This window comes from Methylobacterium dankookense, from assembly GCF_902141855.1.
GTDB lineage: Bacteria > Pseudomonadota > Alphaproteobacteria > Rhizobiales > Beijerinckiaceae > Methylobacterium > Methylobacterium dankookense.
In genome coordinates this window covers 1-25295 of the sequence record NZ_CABFVH010000051.1, presented here as the reverse complement: position 1 = coordinate 25295, position 25295 = coordinate 1, and the positions used below count along the sequence as shown (strand labels likewise).

Genomic DNA, 25295 nt, shown 5'->3' with positions numbered 1-25295 from the left:
GCGGGGATGGGATGCGATCCTGCCTCGGGGAACTCCGAATCTCTCTGGCATCTTGCGGATGCAGGCGCCAGCCTCCACCCCGCGGCGGGTGGAGGCGTGCCGTAAGGAGGCGGGATGGGCGAGGATGGCGAGACGCGGGCGGCGCAGGCCCTGGCGCGCGCGGCGGAGGCGGGCCGCCGTCTTGCGGCCGCCTTCGCCGGGCCGGCGGGCCGGGACGCCCTGCCCTTCGCGGTGGTCGAGGCCTTCGATGCCGAGATCCGCGGCCGCGTGGAGCGCGACCCCCGCATCGAGGACGAGCGCGACCGGGTCCTGATCACCGCGGTCAAGCTCGCCGAGACCCCGCCCGAGGAGGGCGAGGCGGTGAAGGCCGCGCGCGCCCATCTCCTCGACGCGATCGATTATCTGGAACAGGCGGTGCTGCGCCTCGGCGTGGTCAACCGGGCGGGCGCGAAGGCGGGGCTCGGCACGGCGGGCGGGCGGATCGGGCCCGCGCGCCGGCCATGATCGACCCTCCCCCGCGTGGCGCGGGAGGGAGCGGCGGCCTCAGGGCTCCTTGAAGCCGTAATCCGGCACGCCCTCCTCGTTGCCGTAGTACTTGTAGGGCAGGAACTTGCCCGAGAGGTTCATCTTCACCCGGTCGCCCTTGTTGTTCGGCTCGCGCTCCATGGTCATGTTGAAGTCGATCGCCGACATGATTCCGTCGCCGAACTCCTCCTGGATCAGTTCCTTCCAGGTCGTGCCGTAGACCATCACCAGCTCGTAGAAGCGGTAGATCAGCGGGTCGGTGGGGGGCATCTGCGGGATCGAGCCGCGATAGGGCGGCTCGTTGAGCATGCGCTCCTCGGCGGCGGAGAGGCCGAACAGCTCGGCGGCCTTCCTGGCCTGCGCCTTGGGCAGCTTCATCTGGCCCATGCAGGCCGCGGTGATCAGGATCGGCGAGAGGCCGCCGATCTCCTCCTGGATGTGCTTCCAGGTCCAGCCCTTCTCGCGCTTGATGTCGAGGAGCTTCTCGGTGAGGTCTTCGCGCTTCATCGGGTCTCTCTGGGGCTTCCCGGCGGGCTGGATGGCGGTTTCCGGTGCGGGCCGCCCCGCTTGCCCCGTGTCCCGGGCGGGCGAGGACGGCCGCGGCACGTCGGTCGGAGGGGCCGAATCCGACGACGCGGGCAAGCAAGCGCCGCGCCACGGGGCGCCTCCGGCCGGCCGGAAAGGCCTCTCCCCGCGGACCGCGTTCCTGCGTAGAAGACGCCTCTCGGAACGGGGCGGGGACGGGATCGAGGCATGGCCGCCGCATCGGCGCACGACATCCGGCTGGAGATCATCGACCGGCGCCCGCGCAGGCCCCGCGGCGGTCCGCGCCTCCTGTTCGTGCACGGCATCGCCGTCGGCGCCTGGATCTGGGACGAGCACGTGCTCCCCTATTTCGCCGAGGCTGGGTTCGAGGCCTACGCGGTCAGCCTGCGCGGGCATGGCGGCAGCGGCGGCCACGAGCGGATCCGCTCCTGGCGGCTCTCAGACTACGTCGCGGATCTCGACGCAGCGGCGGAGCGGGTCGGCGGCCCCCTCGTGGCGATCGGCCACTCCCTCGGCGGCGCCGTCATCCAGGACTGGGTGCGCCGGGGCGCGCGGCCCCGTGCCATGGCCCTGCTCGCCTCGGTGCCGCCCTGGGGCCTCGCCCTCTCGGCCCTGCGCATGAGCCTGACGAGCCCGGCCCTGTTCCGCGAGGTGCTCACCCTGAGCACGAGCGGGGTGCGCCATGCCGATCCCGCGATCCTGCGCGCGGGCCTGTTCTCGGAGGACGTGCCGGAGGCGGTCTTCCGCCGGTTCATGGCGCGGGCCGGCGAGGAATCGCCTCTGATCGGGCCGGAGCTGCAGGGCCTGCCGCCCCGGGCCCCCCTGCCCTGGCAGGCCCCGCGCAGCTTCGTCCTCGGCGGCGCCGAGGACCGCTTCATTCCCGCCGACGAGGTCTGGCGCACCGGCGCCTATTACGGAGCGCGGCCGGTCATCGTCCCGCGCCTCGCCCATGCCCTCATGCTGGAGCCGCGCTGGGAGGCGGCGGCCGCTTCCCTGCACGACTGGCTCGTCGGCCTGCCGCAGGAGGAGGCGCCCTAAAGCCGAGCGCGGGATCCGTCTTGCCTCGCCGGCCGGCTGCGCCTTAAGGTTGTGCCAAGGGGGTCTGGCAGGACGAGGGTTCCGTGCTGGACGACAGCTTCACCTACGGGGGCCTGCTCATCGGGCTCGCGGCGCTCGGCCTCTGGCTCCGCCTCGCGATCCGGGCGCTTCCGACCTTCGAGACGCTGCTCGCCCGCTACGAGCACGATCCCGCCCCCGCGGAGCCCTGGCCGTTCGGCCCCGCGACACGGTTCGCGGCGCGCCTCACCGCCCTCGCCCTGGTCTTCAGCGCGATCGGCTACGCCATTCCCGATTGAGAGCGGCGTCGGTTCCGGCTCAATCCGCCGCGGCCGCATGCGCCGCGGCCTCGGCCCGGTGGCGTGCCTGCCGCCAGTCCGCGGGCTCCTCGAAGGTGCCCGCCCACAGGCCCCGCCGGGTCGCCCAGGCACGGCGCTCCTGCTGCAGGTAGGCCTGCGTCTGGCGGCGGTTCGCCAGGGCGTGGCCGTGGGCGGCCATCCAGGCTGCGACATCCTCTCCCCCGACGCGGCAGACCGCCGAGACGCGGCCCCGGGCATCCGTGCTCCGGGGCTCGCAGGTGACGTCGGCGGTGCCGATGTGCCCGCGCAGGGCCGCGGCCGAGGCCTGCCCGCAGCGGTAGCTCGTCCCGTGCGCCGTCTCGCAGGTCTGGGCCGCTTCCGGCGCGTCGATGCCGTGCAGGTCGATCCGCTTGCCCATCAGCTCGATCGTGTCACCGTCGATCACCGTGGCGTGCCCCGTGATCGGCTCGGCGGCATACGCCGGCAGGGCGAGGGCTACGAGGAGCAGGGCGATGGTCGGGCGCAGAATGGCGGTCGGGCGCGGCATCAGGATCCGTGTCGGGTGCGAAAGGGGTCGGTCGCGACGACAGCACGGCTTTTTGGCGAAATCGCGCAGCCGGGGCGGCCGGACCGTCGGGCATCGCCTCGTCCTGCACGGATCGTGCCTGCGACATTTTGGACACGCGCCGCATGCGACCCGCGGTCGCGGCGTTGAGCCGGCACGGCCCTTGCCACTGCAGGGGCAAGATCAATCGCCGACCGGAGGAGACGCGCGCCGAACGACAGGGAATGCTGCATGCTCTACGGGCTCTACTTCCTCACCTGCCTCGTCGCCAATCCCACCCACTGCGTGATGCGCGTGCACCACTTCAATGAAGAGGTGCAGACCCCGATGCAGTGCATGACCGTGGCCCAGCCCCAGATGGCCGCCTGGCAGAACAGCCACGACCGCTGGCGCGTCGCGCGCTTCCGCTGCGGCAAGCCGCCGAAGGACGACGGCACCCGCATCTGATCCCATACCGCACGCCGATCCCCGCCCACGGCTTGAGCCGCGCGCCCGGAGCATGGCTCGGGCTGCGCTGCCACGCCGCCGGGAACGTCGGGGCCGCGCCGCCGGTTCTGCCGCTCGGGCGCGTCGCGAGCGAAGGAGCGGTCGGCTGCCATGTGCGGAATTGCCGGAGAGATCAGGTTCGACGGCCCGGCCGATGCGGGCGCGGTGCGCGCCATGATGGGCTGCCTCGCGCCCCGCGGTCCGGACGCCTCGGGCCTCCATCAGCAGGGCCGCATCGCCTTCGGCCACCGCAGGCTCAAGATCATCGACCTCTCGGAGGCCGGCCAGCAGCCGATGGTCGATTCCGAGCTCGGCCTCGCGGCCGTCTTCAACGGCTGCATCTACAACTACCCGGCCCTGCGCGAGGAGCTGTCGGCCAAAGGTTACCGCTTCTTCTCGACAAGCGACACCGAAGTCATCCTCAAAGCTTATCACGCCTGGGGAAGAGCTTGCGTTCATCGGTTCCTCGGCATGTTCGCCTTCGCGATCCACGAGCGCGACAGCGGCCGTGTCGTGCTCGGGCGCGACCGGCTCGGCATCAAGCCGCTCTACCTCGCCGAGGTGGCGGGCGCCCTGCGTTTCGCCTCCTCCCTGCCGGCTTTGCTCGCCGCGGGCGAGGTCGACACCGCGATCGATCCGGCGGGCCTGCACACCTACATGAGCTTCCACGCCGTGGTGCCGGCGCCGAACACCATCCTCAAGGGCGTGAAGAAGCTGCCGCCCGCCACCCTGCTCACGGTGGAGCCCGACGGCACCCGGCGGCAGGAGACCTACTGGACCCTGGAGGTCGGCCCGCGGCCCGAGGACGCGACCCTCACCGAGGCCGATTGGCGTGCCCGCATCCTCGACATGCTCGCGCTCGCGGTCGAGCGGCGCCAGATCGCCGACGTGCCGACCGGCGTGCTGCTCTCAGGGGGGCTCGACAGCTCGCTCCTCGTGGCCCTGCTCGCGCACAAGGGCCAGACCGGCCTCAAGACCTTCGCCGTCGGTTTCGACGCAGTGAACGGCGTCGAGGGCGACGAGTTCAAATATTCCGACCTCGTCGCGGAGACTTTCGAGACCGACCACATCAAGATCGCGGTGGACGCCGCGCGCACGCTCGAGGCTCTGCCGCTCGCGATCCGCGCGATGTCCGAGCCGCAGATGAGCCACGACGCGGTCGCCTTCCTGCTCCTGTCGCAGGAGGTCTCGAGGCACGTGAAGGTGGTGCAGAGCGGCCAGGGCGCCGACGAGATCTTCGGCGGATACCATTGGTACCCGAAGATGGTCGGCTCGACGGATCCAGCCGCGGACTATGCCCGCGTCTATTTCGACCGCGACCATGCCGAGATGCGCGAGACCCTGGCCCCGGCATGGCTCGGCCCGGACTACAGCCGCGACTTCGTGGAGAGCTTCCTCCGTGGGATCGCGGCGCAGGACCCCGTCGACAAGATACTCCAGCTCGACACGCAGATCATGCTGGTGGACGACCCCGTCAAGCGGGTCGACAACATGACCATGGCCTGCGGCCTGGAGGCGCGGGTCCCCTTCCTCGACCACGAGCTGGTGGAGCTCGCCGCGCGCGTGCCCGCCGCGCTGAAGGTGAAGGGCGGCGGCAAGCACATCCTCAAGGAGGCCGCCCGCGCGGTGCTGCCCGCCGAGGTGATCGACCGGCCGAAGGGCTATTTCCCCGTCCCCGCCTTGAAGCACATCCGCGGACCCTACATGGACTTCGTGCGCGACGTGCTCGACAGCCCCGCGGCGCGGGAGCGCGGCCTCTTCAGCCGAACCTACGTCGACCACCTGCTCGCCGATCCCGACGGGACCCTGACGCCCAAGGGACATTCGAAGCTCTGGCAGGTCGCCCTGCTGGAGGCCTGGCTGCAGGCGCACGACATCTGATCCCGCGTCCGGTCGATCGGACCGGACGCGGGATCAGCAAGCCCGCACGGCGTCTGAGCGAAGTCGACATCTGCCATCCCGAAGGGATCAACCGGATGTCGTATGAGGCCGGTTCATCGCGCGGGGACGTGATCGGCTTTGCCGGCTCGCGCCCCGCCGCTGCGCTCAAGGTGACGCGGTTTCTCCACGATCGTCCGGAAAGGCGAGCGCGGGACAGACACGGGAGGGAGCCCCATATGTGCCGCTGGATCGCCTACCGGGGCCGCACGATACCGCTTGAGCGCTACGTCACGGAGCCCGCGCACTCGCTCGTCTCGCAGAGCATCCAGGCGCTGGAATCCACCGCCGCCACCAACGGCGACGGGTTCGGCCTCGGCTGGTACGGCGACCATCCCGAGCCCGGCCGCTACCGAGAGGTCCAGCCGGCCTGGTCGGACGACAACCTGCGCTACCTCTGCCGCCACCTGCACTCGCACCTGTTCTTCGGCCATGTCCGGGCGGCGACCGGCACGCCGATCACCCGGCCGAACTGCCATCCCTTCACCTGCGGCCCGTGGCTGTTCATGCACAACGGCTATGTCGGGGACTGGACCCGGCTGCGCCGCCGCATCGAGGCGCTGATCCCGGACGAGCTCTATCCGACCCGCGGTGGCACCACGGATTCGGAGGCCCTGTTCCTGGCGATCCTCGGCGCCGGGCTGATGGGGCCGGGCGGCGAAGCCGGCGAGCCGCGCGACCCCGTCGCCGCCACCGCACGGACGCTCGCCACGATCACCGACCTCGTCGGCGGCAACGAGGGCGGCCACCCCTTCCGCTTCACCGCGGCGCTCGCCGACGGGCGCGACCTCTACGCCTTCCGCTACGCGGCCAACGACGACGCCAACAGCATGTACTACCGCGAGGGCGAGGCCGGCGTGGTCGTCGTCTCCGAGCCTCTCGACCGGGAGCCAGCCACCTGGACACCGGTGCCCGACAACAGCGTGGTGATCGCGCGGCGGGACGAGCCGGTCCGCGTGGTCTCGCTCAAGGAATATGGGCTCGACCGGCCGGCCCCCCTGCCCCGCATGCAGGTCCGCCTGCGCGCCTGATTCGGCGTGGACGTCGTCGGAGAGCGGGGATTGTCGTCCGGGGGCATCCGGTCGATCCAGTATTGATCCATGTGGTTTCTGCAGCGCCGGGCCGGAGGTAACAGCCGCGGCTGCGGACCAGCATGGTCGTCAAAGATCCCTCGGCCGATCGGGGCTGGTCGACGGCGGCAAGGGAGCGGCGTGCATCCCCGGCCGGCGAGGTCTGCGCAAGACTCGGGGGCCGGCCCCTTGATCGGCCCCCCGGAAAGACAATGTCGGGGGCGACGACAACCAACTGGATCACAGATGGCAGAAGAACTTCAGGGTCAGAATCCCGACATCATCGCGTACGCGGGTGACATCGTCGCGGCCTACGTATCGAACAATCCGGTGCCGGCCGCCGAGCTGCCGGCCTTGATCGCCAAGGTCCATGCGGCGCTCGCCGGTCTTGCCGGTGCCGGATCGGTTGCAGCCGAGCCCGAGATCGAGGTGGAGCGGCCGACCCCTGCCCAGATCCGGAAGTCGATCACCGACGAGGGAATCGTCAGCTTCATCGACGGCAAGCCCTACAAGACCCTGAAGCGGCACCTGACCAAGCACGGCCTCACACCGCAGGCCTATCGCCAGCGCTACGGGCTGCCGGCGGATTATCCCATGGTCGCTCCGGGCTACGCGGCCCAGCGCTCGGCGCTCGCCAAGGAGATCGGCCTCGGCCGTCCCGGCGCCCAGGCGGAGCGCTCGGGCGGGCGGCGCGACGCCGCCTGATCCGGATCCGGCGCCCGGCGAGGGCGCCGATCTGTATTCACGATGGAATTCATTTCGATCGCCCTGACGAAGCGGGGCGGCTGTCCTGTGCTGCCTGAGATTTGGGCTGGACTGTGGCAATCGACGGGCCTAATCCGGCGCGGAAACGGGCTCGACCCGAGACGAATCGGGAGGAATTGCCATGAACCGTCGTGAGACGTCCTCTCCGGCGCGCGCCCAGGCGCGCAATTCCGGCGACCGCAGCGAGGCCGCCATCCTGTGGTCCGCGATCCTGGCGGATCGCCGCGCCCGCGACGAGCCCGGCGCGCGCCTGCGCGCCCTGCTCCTCGCCCAGATCGACGATACCCGGCGCTGATCGTCAGGGCCTGCGCCGCCGCCACGCATCGACGTTGAGATAGAGGGTGCCGCCTGCGACCATCAGGGCGAGGGCGTACCACGTGAGCGCGTAGACCAAGTGGTCGTTGCGGAAGCGGATCACTGTCAGGCCGCCCACGGGGTTGGCCTCTCCCGAGCGTTCCGCATCGACGAAATAGGGCGCGATGCCGTCGGGCTCCGCCGAGAGGCCGCGCGCTTGCGCGATCGCGGCCACATCGCGCGCGTACCAGCGATCCGTCGCCGGGTTGTTGGTGCGGAGGAAAGCGCCCCCCGGCTCGGTCAGGCGCAGGAGGCCGGCAAGCGCGGTCTCGCCCGCCGGTGGCGGCGGCGCGGAGCGCTCCGGCACGAAGCCGCGGTTGACCAGCACCGTGAAGCCCGCGCGCGTCCGCAGCGGGGTCAGCACCCAGAATCCTCCGCCCCGCTCCGTCACCGCCTGGACCAGGGTGTCGCGGCCGGTCAGGTAGGTCCCGATGAGCGCGAGCCGCCGATAGGCGTCGCGCTCGCCGATCTCCGGCCAGGCACCGGGCCCGGGCGGTGCGGCGGGCTCGCCATGGGCATTGGCCTCGACGCGGGCGATGAGGTCGAGCTTCCAGGCCCGGCGATGCAGCTGCCAGGTACCGAGCCCGAGGAGGGCGGCGACGAGAAGCACCGCCAGCGCGTCGATGACGGCAAGCCCGGCGAGGCTGCGTCGGGTCGTGGCAGGTCCCGTCCGCATGGCCGTTCCCTTGAGCGAGAGAGCTGCGGAGCCCGCTGGAACGATGGCCGGTCCGACGCGAAAAAATACGTTCCGACAAGGAGATGAAGCACGTCCCTGATCCATGAGATCAGGGACGTGGGCCATCCACGGCTTCGCCTTATGGTCCATCCTCCTCGGGTCACGAGAGGATGGACGCAGCCCTCAAGGGGCGTGACGCATGTCGTGCACCGACATGGGCATCATGTTGCTGTTGAGGTGGTGCATCACCCAGAGCGAGCCGGTAAGCGTGATCACCACGAGGGTCACCGTGAAGATCAGGGCCAGGATGGTCCAGCCGCCTTCCGACTTGGTGTTCATGTGCAGGAAGTAGACCATGTGGACCACGATCTGCACCGCCGCGAAGGCCATGATGATGATCCCGGTCCAGAGCGCGCTCTCGACCGGGCGGGCCATCACCAGCCAGAACGGGATCGCTGTGAGGATCACCGAGAGCACGAAGCCGGTGACGTAGCCGCTCAGGGAGCCGTGGCTCGCTCCGTCGTGGTGGCCGTGCTCGTCGCCGTGGTGGGCCGTCTCGGCGCTCATTGCAGGACTCCCATCAGGTAGACGAAGGTGAAGACGCCGATCCAGACCACGTCGAGGAAGTGCCAGAACATCGACAGGCACATCAGCCGGCGCTGGTTCTCGGGGATCAGGCCGCGCTGTGTCACCTGTACCATCAGCACGATCAGCCAGACGAGGCCGAGGGTGACGTGCAGGCCGTGGGTGCCCACCAGCGTGAAGAAGGAGGATAGGAAGGCGGAGCGCTGCGGTCCGGCGCCCTCGTGGATGAGGTGGCTGAACTCGTAGAGCTCGATCCCGAGGAAGGCCGCGCCGAAGAGCCCGGTGATCGCGAGCCAGACCTGCGTCGCCGCTTGCCGGCCCTTGTCCATCGCGATCATCGCGAAGCCGTAGGTGATCGACGAGAACAGCAGCATCGCCGTGTTCAGCGCGACGAGCGGCAGGTCGAACAGGTCCTTCGGGGAAGGGCCGGCCGCGTAGTTGCGCCCGAGCACGCCGTAGGTGGCGAACAGGACCGCGAAGATGAGGCAGTCGCTCATCAGGTAGATCCAGAACCCGAGCAGGGTGCTGGTCTCCGGATGGTGCTCCTCCTCCAGGTGGAAGATCGGCTCGGTGCCGGGGGGCGCAGTGTCCGTGTGCATCATCGAGGTCAGACCCGTCCCGCCAGCACGGCGGTGCGCTCGTTCTCGGCCCGGACGACGGTGTCGGCTGGGATGTAGAAGTCGCGGTTATAGTTGAAGGTGTGGACGATCGAGACGATGAAGATCGCCGCGAAGGAGAGCGCCGCCAGCCACCAGATGTACCAGATCATGGCGAAGCCAAAGACGACGCTCAGGCCGCCGATGATCGCACCCGTGCCGGTGTTCTTCGGCATGTGGATCGGCCTGAAGCCGTTGAGCGGGCGCGCGTAGCCGCGGCTCTTCATGTCGTACCAGGCGTCGAGGTCGTGCACGACCGGCGTGAAGGCGAAGTTGTAGTCCGGCGGCGGCGAGGAGGTGGACCATTCGAGGGTCCGGCCGCCCCACGGATCGCCGGTCGTGTCGCGCAGGGCCTCGCGGTTGCGGATCGAGACGACGATCTGAACGAGCAGGGACAGGATCCCGCACAAGATCAGCACTGCGCCGCAGGCCGCGGCGATGAACCAGGGCTGCAGGGTGGGATCATCGAAGTGCTGGGTGCGGCGGGTGACGCCCATGAGCCCCAGCACGTAGAGCGGCATGAAGACGAGGTAGAAGCCGACGAGCCAGCACCAGAAGCTCATCTTGCCCCAGAACGGGTCGAGCTTGAACCCGAACGCCTTGGGGAACCAGTAGTTCACGCCGGCGAACATGCCGAACAGAACGCCGCCGATGATCACGTTGTGGAAGTGCGCGACCAGGAAGAGCGAGTTGTGCAGCACGAAGTCGGCCGGCGGCACGGCCAGCAGCACGCCGGTCATGCCGCCAATGACGAAGGTCACCATGAAGCCGACCGTCCAGAGCATGGGCAGCTCGAAGCGGATCCGGCCGCGATACATGGTGAACAGCCAGTTGAAGATCTTCGCACCCGTCGGGATCGAGATGATCATCGTCGTGATGCCGAAGAACGAGTTCACGTTGGCGCCCGAGCCCATCGTGAAGAAGTGGTGCAGCCAGACGAGGTAGGAGAGGATCGTGATGACGACGGTGGCGTAGACCATCGAGGCGTAGCCGAACAGGCGCTTGCCGCAATAGGTCGAGGTCACCTCGGAGAAGATGCCGAAGGCCGGCAGGATGAGGATGTAGACCTCCGGATGGCCCCAGATCCAGATGAGGTTGAAGTACATCATCGGATTGCCGCCGAGGTCGTTCGTGAAGAAGTGCGTGCCGACGTAGCGGTCGAGCGACAGCAGCACGAGGACGGCCGTGAGGATCGGGAAGGCGGCGACGATCAGCACGTTCGTGCACAGCGAGGTCCAGACGAAGACCGGCAGCTTCATCATGGTCATGCCCGGCGCGCGCATCTTCACGATGGTGGCGACCAGGTTGATGCCCGACAGCAGGGTGCCGATACCGGCGATCTGCAGGCCCCAGATCCAGTAATCGACCCCGACGCCCGGGCTCATGTCGGCGCCCGAGAGCGGCGGGTAGCCGAGCCAGGTGGCGCGCGAGAACTCGCCCACGAACAGCGAGATCATGGTGATGACCGCGCCGGCCACCGTCATCCAGAAGCTGAAATTGTTCAGGAACGGGAACGAGACGTCGCGGGCGCCGATCTGCAGCGGCACGACGTAGTTCATCAGCCCGGTGACGAACGGCATCGCCACGAAGAAGATCATGATCACGCCGTGGGCGGTGAAGATCTGGTCGTAGTGGTGCGGCGGCAGGTAGCCCTCGCTCGGCCCGAAGGCGATCGCCTTCTGGGTGATCATCATGATCGCGTCGGCGAAGCCGCGGAGCAGCATCACCAGCGCCAGGATGATGTACATGATGCCGATCTTCTTGTGGTCGACCGAGGTCACCCAGTCCCGCCAGAGCGGGCCCCAGAAGCGGAAATAGGTGATCGCCCCGAGCACCACGACGCCGCCCATCGCCACGACCGCGAAGGTCACGAGCAGGATCGGCTCATGGTAGGGGATGTCGGCCAGGCTCAGACGTCCGAAGACGAGCTTCTGCAGGTCGAGATTCGTGAAGTCGAGGTTCGAGAACATGGGATCGGCTCTCTGGCGATGCGTCGGCTGACCGCCGGCCTCAATTGTTGTTGCGCTGGGCGGGCGCCACGGACCCGTCGGAGCCGGGCGCGGAATGGCCGCCATGGTCGTGGCCGCCATGGCCGCCCGCGGGCGGCGCGCCGCCGGGTTGCGGCTCGGACCGCGGCGGGCGGCCGGAGGCCGGCACGGTGGCGCCGGGGGCCTCGTCGCCCTGCTGGATGTGCCGGTTGTCGTAGCGCAGGCGCTCGCGATTCTCGTGGCTGTGCACGCCCGCGCCGCCGGCCGCGTCGATCTTCATCATCTCGCTCATGCACATCTTGCCGGGCAGGGCGCACATGTTGACGATCCGGCTGAAGAGGCCGTCCGCCGCGGAGGCGTAGTAGCGCACGGGCTCGCGCTCGCTGGGCTTCTCCAGCTCCAGATAGGCGTCGCGGCTGAGATCTTTGCCTTCGGATTTTACTTTGGCGATCCAGGCGTCGAAGGCGGCCTCGTCGAGGCCGTGGAATTTGAACGTCATGCGCGAGAAGCCGCTGCCGCTGTACTGCGCAGACAGCCCCTCGTAGACGCCAGGCTTGTTGATCACGGCGTGGAGCTTCATCTCCATGCCGGGCATCGCGTAGACCATGCCGGCCAGGGCCGGGACGTAGAAGGTGTTCATCACCGAGGAGGCGGTGATCTTGAAGCTGATCGGCCGGTCCACCGGGGCGGCGAGCTCGTTCACCGTGGCGACCCCGTATTCGGGGTAGAAGAACAGCCACTTCCAGTCGAGCGCCACGGCCTGGACCTCGAGCGGCTTGGTCTCGGCCGCCACCGGCTGGCCGGGCGCGATCCGCGAGAGCGGGCGGTAGGGGTCGAGGGTGTGGGTGCTGATCCAGGTCAGCGCGCCGAGGGCGATGATGATCACCAGCGGCACGGACCAGATCACCACCTCGAGCTGCGTCGAGTGGTGCCAGCCGGGATCGTAGGTCGCGGACTTGTTCGAGTCCCGGTAGTGCCAGGCGAAGATCAGCGTCAGGATGATCACCGGCACGATGATCAGCAGCATCAGCCCCGTCGAGGCGATGACGAGGTTGCGCTGCTGCACCGCCACGTCGCCCGAGGGGTTCATCACCACCAGGTTGCAGCCGGCGAGAAGCCCGGCCAGCGGCAGGACGAGCGCGGCCCGGAGCGGGCGGGCGCGGGCGGCGAGGCGCTGCGCGCGCACCGTGAGAGCGGAGATGACCGCGGCGATCGACATCGAGTCCCCGATGATTCCCCCCGGCCGCGCGGCGCGGCGGGACGATGTGGAAGGCGCGGCCGGCAGCCGCGCCGCGTGAGCGTCGTTCAAGGCGAGGCCCGGCTACATCTGCCGGATCTCGGAGCGGTTGAAGGCGAGCGCCAGGATCGTGGCCACCGCGCCCGAGAGCAGGTAGAGGCCGACGCAGGCGAGGCCGAACTTGGCCGAGAGGCCGAGCGCCACGAGCGGCGCGAAGCCGGCCCCGAACAGCCAGGCGAGGTCCGAGGTGAGCGCCGCGCCGGTATAGCGGTAGCGCGAGCCGAACCGCGCGGAGATGGCGCCCGAGGACTGGCCGTAGGCGAGGCCGAGCAGCGAGAAGCCGGCGAGCACGTAGACGGTCTGGCCGATCACGTTCTCCTCGATGACGAGGGGCGCGATGCTGCTCGCCACCGCGAAGGCGGCGATCAGGCCCGCCGAGATCAGCAGGTGCATGCGCCGCCCGATCTGGTCGGCCATCAGCCCGGAGAACACGATCGCCCCCGCGAACAGGACGGCGCCGCCGAACTGCACGAGCAGGAACTCGCCCGCCGAGCGCTGCGTGAACAGGGTGATCCAGGAGATCGGGAAGATCGTGACGAGGTGGAACAGGGCGAAGCTCGCCAGCGGCACCAGCGCGCCGATGAGCACGTCGTCGCCATGGGCCTTGAGCAGGCTGAAGAAGGTGGTGGGCTCGAGCCGCCCCTTCTCGATCAGGCTCTCGAACTCGTCCGTGGCCACGAGGCGCAGCCGGGCGAACAGGGCGACCACGTTGATGGTGAAGGCGCAGAAGAACGGGTAGCGCCAGCCCCAGTCGATGAAGTCGGCATGGTCGAGGTTCATCACGAAGAAGGCGAAGAGCAGGCTCGCCAGCATGAAGCCGACCGGGGCGCCGAGCTGGGGCATCATCGCGTACCAGCCGCGCCGCTCCACCGGCGCGTTGAGGGCGAGCAGGGAGGCGAGCCCGTCCCAGGCGCCGCCCAGCGCCAGCCCCTGCCCGATCCGCAGCGCCGCGAGCAGCCAGATCGCCGAGACGCCGATCGTGTCGTAGCCCGGCAGGAAGCTGATCAGCATGGTCGAGCCGCCGAGCAGGAACAGCGCGATGGTCAGCTTGACCCCGCGGCCGTGGCGCCGGTCGACCGCCATGAAGATCACCGAGCCGATCGGCCGGGCGATGAAGGCGAGCGAGAACACGACGAAGGAGTAGAGCGTCGCCTTCAGCGGGTCGGCGAACGGGAAGAACACCTTCGGGAACACCAGCACCGAGGCGATGCCGTAGACGAAGAAGTCGAAATACTCGGCCGCCCGCCCGATGACGACGCCGATCGCGATCTCGCCCGGCGCGACCTTGTGGTCGGTCATGGCGAGGCGCGCATCGCGCTCGAGAGGGGCGGAGTTCGCCATGGCGTGGTCCGGTGTCATCTGAATGCCATCCCCGCGCGAAGCGATCACGACCGTCCGAGCGGGCGCGCCGTACCTACCGCATGGCGCGGCCCGCGCAAGGATCCAGGCCCCGCGCCGCGCGGGACCCAGGCATGCCGGCCAAGGTGTCCGGTGCAGGGCTCGCACGACCCTGCCGACCGGCCGGGACGAAGGATGAACGGACGATAAGTAAGCCTCGCGCCGGTGGAAAGTCTCGCATTGTCGCGGGCGCTCCATAGATCGGCCCGGGTGTCATCGCGTGCCATCGCGTGCCATCGCGGCAGGCGGTGCGGCGGTTCGCATGTCCGGGCCTGTCCGGACCGGGAGGGAAGAGGGGATGCCGAGGCTCGGGTTCCGGCGGGAGCGGGCTTTCCTCGCCGCGGCGATCCTGCTGGCGGCGGCGGCCGCGACGGTGCTGTGGCTGTCGCGGGCGACCACGCTCACCGTGGCGGTGGCCCCGGCCGGCGGCACCGAGCCCGCGGTGCTGCGCGCCATCGCCGCACGGCTGTCCGAGCGGCGCCGCTCGGTCCGGCTCGACCTCAAGCCCTTTCCCGGCGTGCGCGAGAGCGCCGAGGCGCTGCAGGCCGGCACGGTCGATCTCGCCGTGGTCCGCCCGGACATCCTCACCCCCGACAAGGGGCTGACCCTCGCGGTGCTGCGCGAGCAGGCCCTCCTCGTGGCGGCCCCCGAATCGGCCGGCCTCGCCGCGCTCCCCGATCTCGCCGGGCGCCGGGTCGGGGTGCTGGCCGAGCGCGTCTCCGACCGCGCCCTGATCGAGGCCGCGCTCGCCCATTACGGGCTCGCCGCCGCACCCGGCGCGGAGGCGCCCGAGGATGCCGCGACCCTGGTGCCGGTGGCCGAGGCCGAGCTGAAGGCGGCGCTCGCCGCGCGGCGGATCGATGCGGTGATCGTGCTCACCACCCCGACGACGCCGGCCGCCGCCCGCCTCGTCGGGCAGGCCGGGCAGGCCGATTCGGAGGGCAAGGTGCGCCTGTTCGGGGTGCCGGACGGCCCGGCCCTGATCGCGCGGATGCCGCGCCTGCAGGCGGTGGGCGTGCCCGCCGCCCTGTTCGGCGGGCGGCCCCGGATCCCGGAGGAGGAGATCGCCACCGTCGGGACCGCCTACCGGCTGATGGCCCGCGCCGACCTGTCGCGCAGCACGGCGGCGGAGGTGACCCAGAACCTGTTCGAGATGCGCGGCGCGCTGGCCGAGGCGCTGCCGGCGGCCGCCGACATCCAGGCGCCCGCCTACGACAGCACCGTCGCGGCCACCGCCGCGCGCTTTCCCATCCATCCGGGGGCGATGGACTATTTCGAGCGCGAGCAGGAGGGCTTCATCGAGCGCTACGAGACCTGGATCTACCTCGTCGCCTTCCTCGGCGGCGGCATCGGCTCGGCGCTGGCCTGGCTGCGCCAGCGGGTGTTCCGGATCCGCCGCGAGCGGGTCGAGACCGCCACCGAGCGGCTCGTCGAGATCCAGGCCGCGGCCCGCGAGAGCAGCGGGCGCGCGCGGCTCGACGGGCTCGCGGACGAGATCGACGGGCTTGCCGCCGAGATCGCCCGCGAGGCCATCGAGCGCCCGGCCGAGCTCCGGACCCTCACCGCGGCGGCTGTGGCGGTGGACGCCGCCCGCTCGACCGTGCGACGCAAGGCGGGACTGGAGGGATAGGGCGCTCCCGGAGCGCGCCGCCGAATCGGGACGAGAGCCTTCTCCATGATCCCTGAGATCACGGAGAATGCTCTATCTGATTGATTGTGCTGCATTTTCTTTCACGGAACCGGAAGAAGCCTCCGTGGAAAATGCTCTCGTCGGCGGAAGGCGCGTGTCGGGAATGCTCGAGGCCGGCCACGGTCCACGCGTGCGAATCCGCGCGGACGAACCGCTGCCCGGCACATATCCCACCTCAAAAAAGTCCCGATGCTCGTGCTGTGCGGGCAGCGGCCCCACGTCCGGACGGAAGCGCCCCGTTTCATGCTGAAGACCGCCTTCGTTGCCGCCCGCGACCGCCAGCGGCTCTCGGAGATCGCCACGATCCTGATCGGCTTCGGCGTGAACCGGGTCGTGGACCGGCTCGGCCTGCGCTACCTGCCGCTGCTGCCGCGCCGGAAGCCCCGGGTCGACGTGACCCGCCTGTCGGAGCCCGAGCGCCTGCGCCGGGCCATCGAGGCGCTGGGGCCGACCTTCATCAAGTTCGGGCAGGTCCTGGCGAGCCGCCCCGACCTGCTCTCGCCGGCCTGGACGGAGGAGCTGGAGAAGCTGCACAGTCAGGTCTCCCCCGTGGCCTGGGAGACCATCCGGCCGCAGCTCGAGGAGGATCTCGGCGCCAGCCCCCACGAGGTCTTCGCCGAGTTCGACATCAACCCGATCGCCTCCGCCTCGATCGCCCAGGTCTACCGGGCGCGGCTGCACACGGGCGAGACGGTCATCGTCAAGGTGCTGCGCCCGAACCTGCGCAAGATCATCGAGGCGGATCTGCGCCTGATGGCGCACGGCGCCCGCATCGTCGAGACCGAGTGGCCGGACATGGCCCGCTACCAGCCGCGCGAGCAGATGCGCCACCTCGCGGAGGGGCTGAACGGCGAGCTCGACCTCCTCAACGAGGCGCGCAACTGCGAGGTGCTGGCCCAGATCTTCGAGGGCCGCGACGACATCGTCTTCCCGAAGATCTACTGGGAATGGTGCTCCGAGCGGGTGCTCGTGCAGGAGTTCATCGAGGGCATCCCGCCCAACGACGAGGCCCGCCTGCGCGAGGCCGGCGTCGACAAGAAGATGCTCGCCCAGAAGGGCACCGACGCCTTCCTGCGCATGGCGCTGATCGAGGGCGTGTTCCACGCCGACCCGCATCCCGGCAACATGCTGGCGATGTCCGGCAACCGCATCGGCTTCATCGATTTCGGCATCATCGGGCGCCTCTCGCGGCGGCGGCGCAACCAGCTCCTCGTGCTGATCGGCGCCATGCTGAAGCAGGACGCGGACGGGCTGATGGCCGTGCTCCTCGACTGGACGGGGGCGAGCAACCCGGACATGACGAAGCTCCAGGTCTCGGCCCAGGCCTTCGTCGAGAGCCATTCCGCGATCCCGCTGAATCTCGGGCTCGTGCTCACCGACTTCATGACCATGGCCCGCGAGAACGACCTCGCGATGCCGACCGACCTCGCGATCCTGTTCAAGGGCCTCGTCACCGCCGACGGCGTGATGCGCCACCTCGACCCGAACTTCGACCTGTTCGCCGCCGCCGGCCCCACCGTGCGCGCGAGCATGCAGACGCAGTTCTCGCTCTCCGGGCTCAAGGCCAAGGCCGAGGCGCTCGGCGTCGGCCTCTACGGCGCGGCCTCGGAGCTGCCGACCCTCATCCACCTGATGCTGGTGCGGCTGAAGCAGGGCAAGGTCACCGTCGAGATCGAGATCAAAGGCCTCGACAAGATCACGCGCGGCATCGAGCGGGCCGCCGCGCGCGTCGCGGTCGCCCTCGTCGTCGCGGCCTTCGCGACCCAGCTCGCCCCGCGCCTGATCGATCTCGGCACGCCGGTCTTCGTGACGATCGGCCTCATCGTCTTCGTCCTGGGCGTCGGCTGGCTCGTCCTACTCGGAAGAAACAAGTGAACCGAGCCCGCGCGAGGCGACAGTCAAGCTTTCCGTGTCAGGGAAATCAGTGATGGCAGGCACAGGATGCTTGTGCGGGCCGCGCACCGTGCTAGCTTGAGCGTACCCTACGAATCGCGGGACCGCGGTCGAGGCGCATGATCAGAAGCGGCTGAAGCCGCCGGGCTGCGCCCGAGCCAGGAAACCCTGCCGCCGCCCTCGCGCGCTCGTCGGGTCGGGTGCCGATGCGTCCGCACGGTTGCGGGCCATGAGCGGCGCCGCGGGGGCGGCGATGGACACGATCACGCTTGTCGGGAGAATCCCTGTCGAGGACGGCGGCGTCACGCGCCGCCTCGCTTCGCTGGAGACCGAGAACCGGCATCTGCGGGCCCTGCTGATCCAGGCGCACCGCCAGGCCGATGCCGAGCTGCTGCGCAACGCGCGGCTCGGCCAGATCGTCGCCTCCGAGCGCGACGCGAGCCGCGCCGAGGCGGAGCGGATCCGGGCCGAGTCCGAGGCCCTCGACGCCAAGCACCGGATCGACCTCGCGGACCGGAGCGCGCGCCTCGCCGATGCCGAGGAGCTGAACCTGCAGCTGCGCGCCAGCGAGGAGTTCAACCGCCGCATCCTCTGGACCAGCACCGATTGCGTGAAGGTGCTGGACCTCGACGGGCGCATGATCACCGTCAGCGCGAACGGCCCCGCCATGTTCGGGGTGGCCAACCACGCCGCCCTGATCGGCCAGCCCTGGGCGGCCTTCTGGTCGGCGCCCGAGAGCCGGGCGGCGGTGAAGGCGGCCCTCGACGCGGCCCGGGCCGGGCGCCCGCGCCGCTTCCAGGCGCGGCTGGGGCGCGGCGGTGCCGAGACCTGGTGGGACATCGCGGTGACGCCGATCGACGGGGCCGACGGGCGGCCCGAGCGGATCCTGGCCGTGTCCCGCGACATCACCGAGCTGAAGCAGAACGAGGACCGCCAGACCCTGCTGATGCAGGAACTCGCCCACCGGGTGAAGAACACCCTGGCCATGGTCCAGGCGATCAGCGCGCAGACCCTGCGCAACGCCGATTCGCTCGCCGCCGCGGGCGAGGCGCTCGGCGCGCGGCTCTTCGCCCTGGCCCGCGCCCACGAGGTGCTGCTGCAGGGCTCGTGGTCGAGCGCCGGGCTCGCCGATCTCGTCGGCACCGCGGTGACGCTCCATGGCGGCGGCGAGCCCGGCCGCTTCGCGGTCTCCGGCCCCGACCTGACGCTCGCCGCGCGCACCGGCCTGACGCTCGCGCTGATGCTGCACGAGCTCGGCACCAACGCGGCGAAGTACGGCGCGCTCTCGACGCCCGCCGGCCGCGTGGCGATCACCTGGGAGGTCGCCGGGCCGGAGGAGGCGCGCCGGTTCCGCTTCCGCTGGGAGGAGAGCGGCGGGCCGCCGGTGACCCCGCCCGCCCGCTCCGGCTTCGGCTCGCGGCTGATCCAGCGCAGCCTCGCCTACGGGGTCGGCGGCTCGGCGCATCTCGCCTATCCCGAGACCGGCGTCGTCCTGACCCTCGACGCGCCGCTCTCCGGCCTCGTGGCGGGATGAGGGCCGCCCCTCTCGGGCCGGTAGCCGTCGCGCCTTGACGGGGGCGGGCACGGGGAATAGGCCCGCCCTCGCCGGTTCGAGAGAGCGCCCGCGGATCCTGATGCCCGAAACCCCTCCCGAGCAACCCGTCGTTCTCCTCGTGGAAGATGACGGTCTCCTGCTGATGGAGGCCTCCGACACCCTGTCCGACGCCGGCTTCACGGTCCTCGAGGCGCCGCATGCCGACAAGGCCCTGAAGGTGCTGGAGAACCGCGACGACGTCGGCATCCTGATGACCGACGTCGACATGCCCCAGGGCTCCATGGACGGCTTCGCCCTCGCCCGTCTCGTCGCCGATCGCTGGCCGTCGATCCCGGTCCTCATCGTCTCCGGCATGGGCACGCCCGGCCCGGACGACATGCCCGATGGCGCCCGCTTCATCCCCAAGCCCTACGAGCCGACGACCCTGGTGCGCACCCTGCGCGCCTTCGCCCGCCGCGCGGCCTGAGCCCGGCGCAGGCGAGCTCCCTCTTCGCCTCCGAACAGAAATCCTGATCCGATGACGGACGCCAAGGCCACCCCCGCCAAGACCCACCGCTTCGCCACGCGGGCGATCCATGCGGGGGCGAGCCCCGACCCGGCCACGGGCGCGCGGGTGCAGCCGATCTACTTCACGAACGGCTTCGTCTTCGATTCGACGGAGCAGGCCGCCGACATCTTCGCCATGCGGCGCACCGGCTTCTCCTACTCGCGCGGCTCGAACCCGACGGTCGCCGCGCTGGAGCGGCGGGTGGCCGACCTCGAAGGCGCCAAGGCCGCGGTCGCCGTCTCCTCCGGGCAGTCGGCGGTGCTCCTCGTGCTGATGACGCTGCTGCGCTCAGGGGACGCCTACGTCGCCTCGCCGCGCCTGTTCGGCGGCTCGCTCGGCCTGATGCGCCGCCTCGACGGGCGCTACGACCTGCATCCCCAGTTCGCCGCGGGCCTGACGCCCGAGGATTTCGAGGCGGCGATCACGCCGCGGACCCGGGCGATCGTCTGCGAGTCGATCGTCAATCCCTGCGCCGCCGTGATGGACCTCGAGGGCATCGCCGCGGTGGCCAAGCGCCACGGCCTGCCCCTCGTCGTCGACAACACCCTCGCCTCCCCGGCCCTGATCCGGCCGATCGAGCACGGGGCCGACATCGTGGTCCACTCGACCTCGAAGTTCCTCGGCGGCTCCGGCCAGACCATCGGCGGCGTGATCTGCGATGCCGGCCGCTTCGACTGGGCGCGCGCGGACCGCTACGACCTGATCAACGCGCCCTGGCCGGATTACGAGGGGCTGGTGGTGCGCGAGCGCTTTCCGGACATGCCCTTCGCCGTGGCCTGCCGCCTGTTCGGCCTGCGCGACCTCGGCCCCGGCCTCTCGCCGATGAACGCCTTCCTGACGCTCACCGGCATCGAGACGCTGCCGCTGCGCATGGCCCGCCACTGCGCCAATGCGCGGACGGTGGCGGCCTATCTTAAAGACCATCCGAAGGTCGCCTGGGTCAGCTATCCGGGCCTGCCCGGGCAGGAGGGCGCGGCGCTGGCCGAGCGCTACGTGCCGCAGGGGCCCGGCTCGATCTTCACCTTCGCGCTGAAGGGCGGCGAGCCGGACGCGATCCGCTTCATCATGGGCCTGGAGCTGATCTCGCACCTCGTGAACATCGGCGAGATCAAGTCGCTGGCGATCCACCCAGCCTCGACCACGCACCGCCAGCTCCGCCCCGAGGAGCGCGACGCCGCCCGCGTCGGCTCCGAGACGGTGCGCCTCTCGGTCGGCCTTGAGAACGTCGAGGACCTGATCGCCGACATCGCGCAGGCGCTGGCCAAGCTCGACTGAGCAAAGGTACGCTACGCCGACGCGTCCAGGCCGCGGCTACTCGCAGCCTTCCGCCGCGAGGCGGCGGACGATGGTGACCTGACCGGTATTTTGGACCGCGCCGCGTGAGAGGCTACGGCATGGCCGCTCCGATCAACGGGCGATTATCGAGCCCTCAGCGCATCACGAAGGGGTTCGGCACGTCCTCGGCGAGGTTGATCCAGACGCTCTTGGTCTGGAGATATTCGTCGATCGCCGACTGGCCGTTCTCGCGGCCGATGCCGCTGCGCTTGTAGCCGCCGAAGGGCGCCATCACGCTCACCGCCCGGTAGGTGTTGACCCAGACCGTGCCGGCCCGGATCCGGTCGGGCAGCCGCAGCGCGCGGCGGAGGTCGGTGGTCCAGATGCCGGCCGCGAGGCCGTAGAGGCTGTCGTTGGCGATCTCGACGGCGTGGTCCTCGTCCTCGAACGGGATGATCGAGAGCACGGGGCCGAACACCTCCTCCTGCGCGATGCGCATGGCGTTCGAGACCTCGCCGAAGATCGTCGGCTGCACGAACCAGCCCTGGGCCAGCTCCGGCGCCTCGGGCCTGCCGCCGCCGAGCAGGCAGCGCGCGCCCTCGCTGCGGGCGACCTCGATGTAGGACAGCACCTTCTCGCGCTGCGGCTGGGTGGTGATGGGGCCGACCTGGGTGGCGGCATCCATCGGATTGCCGAGCTTGGCCTGCGCGGCGAAGTCCACGAGGCGGCGGGAGACCTCCTCGTAGACCGAGCGCTGCACGAGGAGGCGCGAGCCGGCGATGCAGGTCTGGCCCGAGGCCGCGAAGATGCCGGAGATCGCGCCCTTGACCGCGTGGTCGAGATTGGCGTCGGCGAAGACGATGTTGGGCGACTTGCCGCCGAGCTCCAGCGTGACGTGCTTGATGCCCTTGGCGGCCGCCGCGTAGACCGCGGCACCCGTCGCATCCCCGCCCGTGAAGGCGACCTTGGCGACGTGGCGGTGCTCGCAGAGAGCCGGCCCGACCTCGGCGCCGTAGCCCGTCACCGTGTTGACGACGCCGTCGGGGAAGCCCGCCTCACGCACGAGATCCATGAGGGCGAGCGTCGAGCAGGAGGTGAACTCGGACGGCTTGATCACCACGGTGTTGCCGGCGGCGAGCGCTGGGGCGAGCTTCCAGGTGAGCAGCATCAGGGGCGAGTTCCACGGCGTGATGCAGACGATCACGCCGAGCGGCTCGCGCTTGGTGTAGGTGAACAGATCCGGCTTATCGAGCGGCAGGACGCCGCCCTCGATCTTGTCGGCGAGTCCGCCGTAATAGTGGAACCACTCGGGGATGTAGCGGAGCTGGCCGACCATCTCGGCGTAGAGCTTGCCGTTGTCGCGCACCTCCAGGGCCGCGAGCGTTTCCGCGTCGCGGGCGACGAGGTCGCCGAGACGGCGCAGGAGCTTGCCGCGGTTGGTGGCCGAGAGGGCCGGCCACGGCCCCTTGGTGAAGGCAGCGTGGGCGGCCTCGATCGCGGCCTCGGCATCCTCCGGGCCGCAGCGGGGCAATTCGGCCCAGTCGCGCCCGTCGAAGGGGTTGGCGGTGGTGAACCAGCGCCCGGTCGCGCTCTCGCAGGCGCGGCCCGCCACGGTGTTGCGGAATCGTTCGAGCGCCATCCTGCCTCTCCTCGCGTCCCGGAGCCTCGCGCAGCACGATCTAGAGCGCTCTCCGGCGAAGGGGACGCCGGATCGCCGTCACCGGTCGGAGGCGGGACTCGGCGCCGGGGCCGCCAGGAAGTCGAAGTCGCAGCCCTCGGGCGCCTGCGTGACGGTCCGCCGGTAGAGCGCCTTGTAGCCCCGCGTCGGGGCCGGCGGCGGCGTGAAGCCGTCCATCCGCCGGGCGATCTCCTCGGGCTCGACCAGCAGGTCGACGCGCTTGTCGCGGATCGAGAGCCGGATGCGGTCGCCGTCGCGCACCGCCGCCAGCGGACCGCCGATCGCGGCCTCCGGCGCCACGTGCAGCACGATCGAGCCGAAGGCCGTGCCGGACATGCGCGCGTCCGAGATCCGCACCATGTCCTTCACGCCGGCCTGCGCCAGCTTCTTCGGGATCGGCAGGTAGCCCGCCTCCGGCATGCCCGCCGCGTGCGGGCCGGCATTCTGCAGGACCAGGATGTCGTTCGCGCCCACCGCGAGGTCCGGATCGTCGATGCGCCGGCTGAGGTCCTCGAGCCCCGTGAACACCACGGCCCGCCCCTCCGACTCGAACAGCTCGGGCGTCGCCGCCGCGCGCTTGAAGATCGCCCCGTCCGGCGCGAGGGTCCCTGAGAGCGAGACCAGCCCGCCCACCGGCGAGACCGGATCGGAGGATGACCGGATGATCGCGCGGTCGGTCCAGCCGGCCGGCTCCTCCAGGCGCTCAGCGAGCGTCCGGCCCTCGATGTCGAGGGTGTCGAGGTGCAGCAGCGGCTTCAGCTCGCGCAAGAGTGCGCCCATGCCGCCGGCGGCGTGGAAATCCTCCATGTAGCCCTGGCCGACCGGCTTCAGGTCGACCAGAACCGGGGTCTCGTCCGAGATCTGGTTGAAGCGCTCCGGCGGGATGCGGATGCCGAGCCGGCCGGCGATGGCCGTGAGATGCACGATGGCGTTGGTCGAGCCCGACAAGGCCATCAGCACCCGGATCGCGTTCTCGACCGACTTCTGCGTGATGACCTGGGAGGGGCGGATCTTCGTCTCGATCAGGCGCACGGCGGCGCGCCCGCTCTCCTCGGCCGCCACGAGGCGGTCGGAATGGACCGCCGGGATCGCGGCGGTGCCGGGCAGCGACATCCCGAGCGCCTCCGCGATGCAGGCCATGGTCGAGGCGGTGCCCATCACCGCGCAGGTGCCGGCCGTGACCGAGAGCCGGCCCTCGACCTCGGCGATCTCCTCAGCGTCCACCGTGCCGGCGCGGTACTTCGCCCAGAAGCCGCGGCAATCGGTGCAGGCGCCGAGGCGCTGGCCGCGGTGGCGGCCGGTCGACATCGGCCCGGTGACGAGCTGCACCGCGGGCAGGTCGGCGGAGGCCGCGCCCATGAGCTGGGCCGGCACGGTCTTGTCGCAACCGCCGATGAGCACGACCGCGTCCATCGGCTGGGCCTGGATCATCTCCTCGGTGTCCATGGCCATGAGGTTGCGGTACATCATGCTGGTCGGGTTGAGGAAAACCTCGCCGAGCGACACGGTGGGGAAGGGCCGCGGCAGGGCGCCGGCCGCCAGCACGCCGCGCGAGACCGCCTCGACGAGTTCCGGCATGGAGCGGTGGCAGTTGTTGAAGCCCGAGGGCGTCATGGCGATGCCGACCACCGGCTTCGAGAGCAGGCCGGGCGAGATGCCCATGGAGCGGGCGAAGGAGCGGCGCAGGAAGCGGGCGAAGTCGCGGTCGCCGTAATTGGTCAGGCCCCGGTCGAGGCCGATGGATCCGATCTGCACGGCGCTTCTCCACCCGGGGATGGCCGCGCCGGTCCACCCGGCGCGCCTCCTGGGCGGGAAGTCTAAGGCGCGGGGGCGGGCCGGGCCAGTCGGGGAGGCAGGCTCAGTGCGGCTCAGTGCAGGGGCGCGCCGCGAAGCCGGCGATCTGGCGTTCCGTCATCGTCATCCTCCGTGGTCGGGGTCAGGCCGAGAGCGCGGCGGCCGCCGCCACGCTCGCGAGCACGATCGTCGGCTCCAGGGCGTTGAACGGCCGGTGGTCGATCCGGTCGTTGATGGCCGGCGTGTCGGCGAGGAAGATCGCGTCGAGCTTCGCCCGCTCCGCCACCCGGGCGACGCGCACGAAATGGCCGATCTCCACGAAGGCGTCCGGCCGGCTCTCCGGCAGGCGCCAGGCGGACGGATGGACGCCCGAATGCAGCAGGTTGACGTTGAGGTGGAGCTGACGCGCGGCCATTGCCTATTCCTGAAAATGCGTCACGACAGGAGCGCGAACGGCCCGAGAGCCGTTCCCGATCGCGCTGCAATCGAGATCGGCTCTAAATCTTTGTTTTGACGCGATCTCTTTCGCCGAACCGGTATCCACTTCCGCGGAAAATGCTCTAGGTCGCGAACCCATAACGGTGGGCACGGGTGAGGCGTGCCGTCGTTAACCCTCTGGCGAGGGAGGGTTCTGGATGGCGCGGTTCGACCTGACGGAT

The 25295-nt window shown here is 70.3% G+C and carries 23 protein-coding genes and 1 pseudogene; 13 read left to right on the top strand and 11 right to left on the bottom strand.

The annotated features are described in order from the left end of the window. Nucleotides 1-114 precede the first annotated feature (114 nt). Nucleotides 115-504: a hypothetical protein gene (locus MTDSW087_RS25200; protein WP_144767799.1), complete on the top strand. Its 390-nt coding sequence runs from the start codon at nt 115-117 to the stop codon at nt 502-504. A 39-nt stretch (nt 505-543) separates the two neighbouring features. On the opposite strand, the gene cynS is transcribed toward MTDSW087_RS25200, so the two are convergent. Beyond that, on the bottom strand, nt 544-1032 hold the full coding sequence (gene cynS / locus MTDSW087_RS25195) for a cyanase (protein WP_144767797.1): 489 nt from the start codon (nt 1030-1032) through the stop codon (nt 544-546). 246 nt (nt 1033-1278) lie between these two features. Here cynS and MTDSW087_RS25190 point away from each other — a divergent pair, with 246 nt between their 5' ends. Further along, nucleotides 1279-2109, top strand: coding sequence for an alpha/beta hydrolase (locus MTDSW087_RS25190; RefSeq protein ID WP_144767795.1), 831 nt, complete (start codon nt 1279-1281; stop codon nt 2107-2109). 83 nt (nt 2110-2192) lie between these two features. Beyond that, nucleotides 2193-2426, top strand: a complete 234-nt coding sequence (locus MTDSW087_RS25185; RefSeq protein ID WP_144767793.1) for a hypothetical protein — start codon at nt 2193-2195, stop codon at nt 2424-2426. Between the two features lie 19 nt (nt 2427-2445). On the opposite strand, the gene MTDSW087_RS25180 is transcribed toward MTDSW087_RS25185, so the two are convergent. Beyond that, nucleotides 2446-2973 carry a thermonuclease family protein gene (locus MTDSW087_RS25180; protein WP_238179010.1) on the bottom strand — a complete coding sequence of 176 codons (528 nt, stop codon included), beginning with the start codon at nt 2971-2973 and terminating at the stop codon, nt 2446-2448. A 249-nt stretch (nt 2974-3222) separates the two neighbouring features. On the opposite strand from MTDSW087_RS25180, the gene MTDSW087_RS25175 reads away from it, so the two are divergent. The 5 genes from MTDSW087_RS25175 (at nt 3223) to MTDSW087_RS30450 (ending at nt 7545) form a co-directional block, all read left to right on the top strand. Then, nucleotides 3223-3438 (top strand): hypothetical protein, encoded by a 216-nt coding sequence (locus tag MTDSW087_RS25175; RefSeq protein WP_142583417.1) that lies wholly within the window; start codon nt 3223-3225, stop codon nt 3436-3438. Nucleotides 3439-3588: 150 nt separating this feature from the next. Next, nucleotides 3589-5358 (top strand): N-acetylglutaminylglutamine amidotransferase, encoded by a 1770-nt coding sequence (locus tag MTDSW087_RS25170; RefSeq protein ID WP_144767791.1) that lies wholly within the window; start codon nt 3589-3591, stop codon nt 5356-5358. 236 nt (nt 5359-5594) lie between these two features. Continuing rightward, on the top strand, nt 5595-6446 hold the full coding sequence (locus tag MTDSW087_RS25165) for a class II glutamine amidotransferase (RefSeq protein WP_144767789.1): 852 nt from the start codon (nt 5595-5597) through the stop codon (nt 6444-6446). 285 nt (nt 6447-6731) lie between these two features. After that, nucleotides 6732-7190: a Ros/MucR family transcriptional regulator gene (locus MTDSW087_RS25160; protein ID WP_144767787.1), complete on the top strand. Its 459-nt coding sequence runs from the start codon at nt 6732-6734 to the stop codon at nt 7188-7190. A gap of 181 nt (nt 7191-7371) precedes the next feature. After that, nucleotides 7372-7545: a hypothetical protein gene (locus MTDSW087_RS30450; protein ID WP_186383995.1), complete on the top strand. Its 174-nt coding sequence runs from the start codon at nt 7372-7374 to the stop codon at nt 7543-7545. 3 nt (nt 7546-7548) lie between these two features. Here the strand turns inward: MTDSW087_RS30450 and MTDSW087_RS25155 are convergent, their stop codons facing one another. The 6 genes from MTDSW087_RS25155 to MTDSW087_RS25130 form a co-directional block, all read right to left on the bottom strand. After that, on the bottom strand, nt 7549-8280 hold the full coding sequence (locus MTDSW087_RS25155) for an SURF1 family protein (protein WP_144767785.1): 732 nt from the start codon (nt 8278-8280) through the stop codon (nt 7549-7551). Nucleotides 8281-8463: 183 nt separating this feature from the next. Continuing rightward, the gene (gene cyoD, locus MTDSW087_RS25150) at nt 8464-8847 is read right to left on the bottom strand and encodes a cytochrome o ubiquinol oxidase subunit IV (RefSeq protein WP_144767783.1); all 384 of its coding nucleotides are present in this window, start codon (nt 8845-8847) and stop codon (nt 8464-8466) included. Continuing rightward, nucleotides 8844-9464: a cytochrome o ubiquinol oxidase subunit III gene (gene cyoC, locus MTDSW087_RS25145; protein WP_186383994.1), complete on the bottom strand. Its 621-nt coding sequence runs from the start codon at nt 9462-9464 to the stop codon at nt 8844-8846. Before cyoC ends, cyoD begins: the two co-directional genes overlap by 4 nt. A gap of 8 nt (nt 9465-9472) precedes the next feature. After that, nucleotides 9473-11491 (bottom strand): cytochrome o ubiquinol oxidase subunit I, encoded by a 2019-nt coding sequence (gene cyoB / locus MTDSW087_RS25140; RefSeq protein ID WP_144767779.1) that lies wholly within the window; start codon nt 11489-11491, stop codon nt 9473-9475. 40 nt (nt 11492-11531) lie between these two features. After that, a complete protein-coding gene (gene cyoA / locus MTDSW087_RS25135) occupies nt 11532-12728 on the bottom strand; it encodes a ubiquinol oxidase subunit II (protein ID WP_144767777.1) in 1197 nt (398 codons plus the stop codon). A 102-nt stretch (nt 12729-12830) separates the two neighbouring features. After that, nucleotides 12831-14165, bottom strand: coding sequence for an MFS transporter (locus MTDSW087_RS25130; RefSeq protein WP_144767775.1), 1335 nt, complete (start codon nt 14163-14165; stop codon nt 12831-12833). Between the two features lie 337 nt (nt 14166-14502). Here MTDSW087_RS25130 and MTDSW087_RS25125 point away from each other — a divergent pair, with 337 nt between their 5' ends. The 5 genes from MTDSW087_RS25125 (at nt 14503) to MTDSW087_RS25105 (ending at nt 21164) form a co-directional block, all read left to right on the top strand. Further along, nucleotides 14503-15834 (top strand): TAXI family TRAP transporter solute-binding subunit, encoded by a 1332-nt coding sequence (locus MTDSW087_RS25125; RefSeq protein WP_144767773.1) that lies wholly within the window; start codon nt 14503-14505, stop codon nt 15832-15834. Between the two features lie 303 nt (nt 15835-16137). Next, nucleotides 16138-17769 (top strand): ABC1 kinase family protein, encoded by a 1632-nt coding sequence (locus MTDSW087_RS25120; RefSeq protein WP_144767771.1) that lies wholly within the window; start codon nt 16138-16140, stop codon nt 17767-17769. Nucleotides 17770-18016: 247 nt separating this feature from the next. Next, nucleotides 18017-19321: a sensor histidine kinase gene (locus MTDSW087_RS25115; RefSeq protein WP_238179008.1), complete on the top strand. Its 1305-nt coding sequence runs from the start codon at nt 18017-18019 to the stop codon at nt 19319-19321. A 100-nt stretch (nt 19322-19421) separates the two neighbouring features. After that, a complete protein-coding gene (locus MTDSW087_RS25110; RefSeq protein WP_144767769.1) occupies nt 19422-19808 on the top strand; it encodes a response regulator in 387 nt (128 codons plus the stop codon). A gap of 51 nt (nt 19809-19859) precedes the next feature. Further along, entirely contained in the window at nt 19860-21164 is a 1305-nt protein-coding gene (locus tag MTDSW087_RS25105; RefSeq protein ID WP_144767768.1) for an O-acetylhomoserine aminocarboxypropyltransferase/cysteine synthase family protein, read from the top strand. Between the two features lie 154 nt (nt 21165-21318). Here the strand turns inward: MTDSW087_RS25105 and MTDSW087_RS25100 are convergent, their stop codons facing one another. The 3 genes and pseudogenes from MTDSW087_RS25100 to MTDSW087_RS25090 form a co-directional block, all read right to left on the bottom strand. Next, the gene (locus MTDSW087_RS25100; RefSeq protein WP_144767766.1) at nt 21319-22803 is read right to left on the bottom strand and encodes an aldehyde dehydrogenase; all 1485 of its coding nucleotides are present in this window, start codon (nt 22801-22803) and stop codon (nt 21319-21321) included. Between the two features lie 78 nt (nt 22804-22881). After that, entirely contained in the window at nt 22882-24597 is a 1716-nt protein-coding gene (locus tag MTDSW087_RS25095) for a dihydroxy-acid dehydratase (protein ID WP_144767764.1), read from the bottom strand. A gap of 193 nt (nt 24598-24790) precedes the next feature. Then, nucleotides 24791-25051, bottom strand: a pseudogene (locus MTDSW087_RS25090) (LLM class flavin-dependent oxidoreductase); the annotation flags it as partial. Between the last annotated feature and the right edge of the window lie 244 nt (nt 25052-25295).

Bases quoted from the DNA above. Each gene is read 5' to 3' on its own strand.
- MTDSW087_RS25200 (WP_144767799.1), top strand. From the start codon at position 115: ATGGGCGAGGATGGCGAGACGCGGGCGGCGCAGGCCCTGGCGCGCGCG.
- cynS (WP_144767797.1), bottom strand. From the start codon at position 1,032: ATGAAGCGCGAAGACCTCACCGAGAAGCTCCTCGACATCAAGCGCGAG.
- MTDSW087_RS25190 (WP_144767795.1), top strand. From the start codon at position 1,279: ATGGCCGCCGCATCGGCGCACGACATCCGGCTGGAGATCATCGACCGG.
- MTDSW087_RS25180 (WP_238179010.1), bottom strand. From the start codon at position 2,973: ATGCCGCGCCCGACCGCCATTCTGCGCCCGACCATCGCCCTGCTCCTC.
- MTDSW087_RS25175 (WP_142583417.1), top strand. From the start codon at position 3,223: ATGCTCTACGGGCTCTACTTCCTCACCTGCCTCGTCGCCAATCCCACC.
- MTDSW087_RS25170 (WP_144767791.1), top strand. From the start codon at position 3,589: ATGTGCGGAATTGCCGGAGAGATCAGGTTCGACGGCCCGGCCGATGCG.
- MTDSW087_RS25165 (WP_144767789.1), top strand. From the start codon at position 5,595: ATGTGCCGCTGGATCGCCTACCGGGGCCGCACGATACCGCTTGAGCGC.
- MTDSW087_RS25160 (WP_144767787.1), top strand. From the start codon at position 6,732: ATGGCAGAAGAACTTCAGGGTCAGAATCCCGACATCATCGCGTACGCG.
- MTDSW087_RS30450 (WP_186383995.1), top strand. From the start codon at position 7,372: ATGAACCGTCGTGAGACGTCCTCTCCGGCGCGCGCCCAGGCGCGCAAT.
- MTDSW087_RS25155 (WP_144767785.1), bottom strand. From the start codon at position 8,280: ATGCGGACGGGACCTGCCACGACCCGACGCAGCCTCGCCGGGCTTGCC.
- cyoD (WP_144767783.1), bottom strand. From the start codon at position 8,847: ATGAGCGCCGAGACGGCCCACCACGGCGACGAGCACGGCCACCACGAC.
- cyoC (WP_186383994.1), bottom strand. From the start codon at position 9,464: ATGCACACGGACACTGCGCCCCCCGGCACCGAGCCGATCTTCCACCTG.
- cyoB (WP_144767779.1), bottom strand. From the start codon at position 11,491: ATGTTCTCGAACCTCGACTTCACGAATCTCGACCTGCAGAAGCTCGTC.
- cyoA (WP_144767777.1), bottom strand. From the start codon at position 12,728: ATGTCGATCGCCGCGGTCATCTCCGCTCTCACGGTGCGCGCGCAGCGC.
- MTDSW087_RS25130 (WP_144767775.1), bottom strand. From the start codon at position 14,165: ATGACACCGGACCACGCCATGGCGAACTCCGCCCCTCTCGAGCGCGAT.
- MTDSW087_RS25125 (WP_144767773.1), top strand. From the start codon at position 14,503: ATGCCGAGGCTCGGGTTCCGGCGGGAGCGGGCTTTCCTCGCCGCGGCG.
- MTDSW087_RS25120 (WP_144767771.1), top strand. From the start codon at position 16,138: ATGCTGAAGACCGCCTTCGTTGCCGCCCGCGACCGCCAGCGGCTCTCG.
- MTDSW087_RS25115 (WP_238179008.1), top strand. From the start codon at position 18,017: ATGAGCGGCGCCGCGGGGGCGGCGATGGACACGATCACGCTTGTCGGG.
- MTDSW087_RS25110 (WP_144767769.1), top strand. From the start codon at position 19,422: ATGCCCGAAACCCCTCCCGAGCAACCCGTCGTTCTCCTCGTGGAAGAT.
- MTDSW087_RS25105 (WP_144767768.1), top strand. From the start codon at position 19,860: ATGACGGACGCCAAGGCCACCCCCGCCAAGACCCACCGCTTCGCCACG.
- MTDSW087_RS25100 (WP_144767766.1), bottom strand. From the start codon at position 22,803: ATGGCGCTCGAACGATTCCGCAACACCGTGGCGGGCCGCGCCTGCGAG.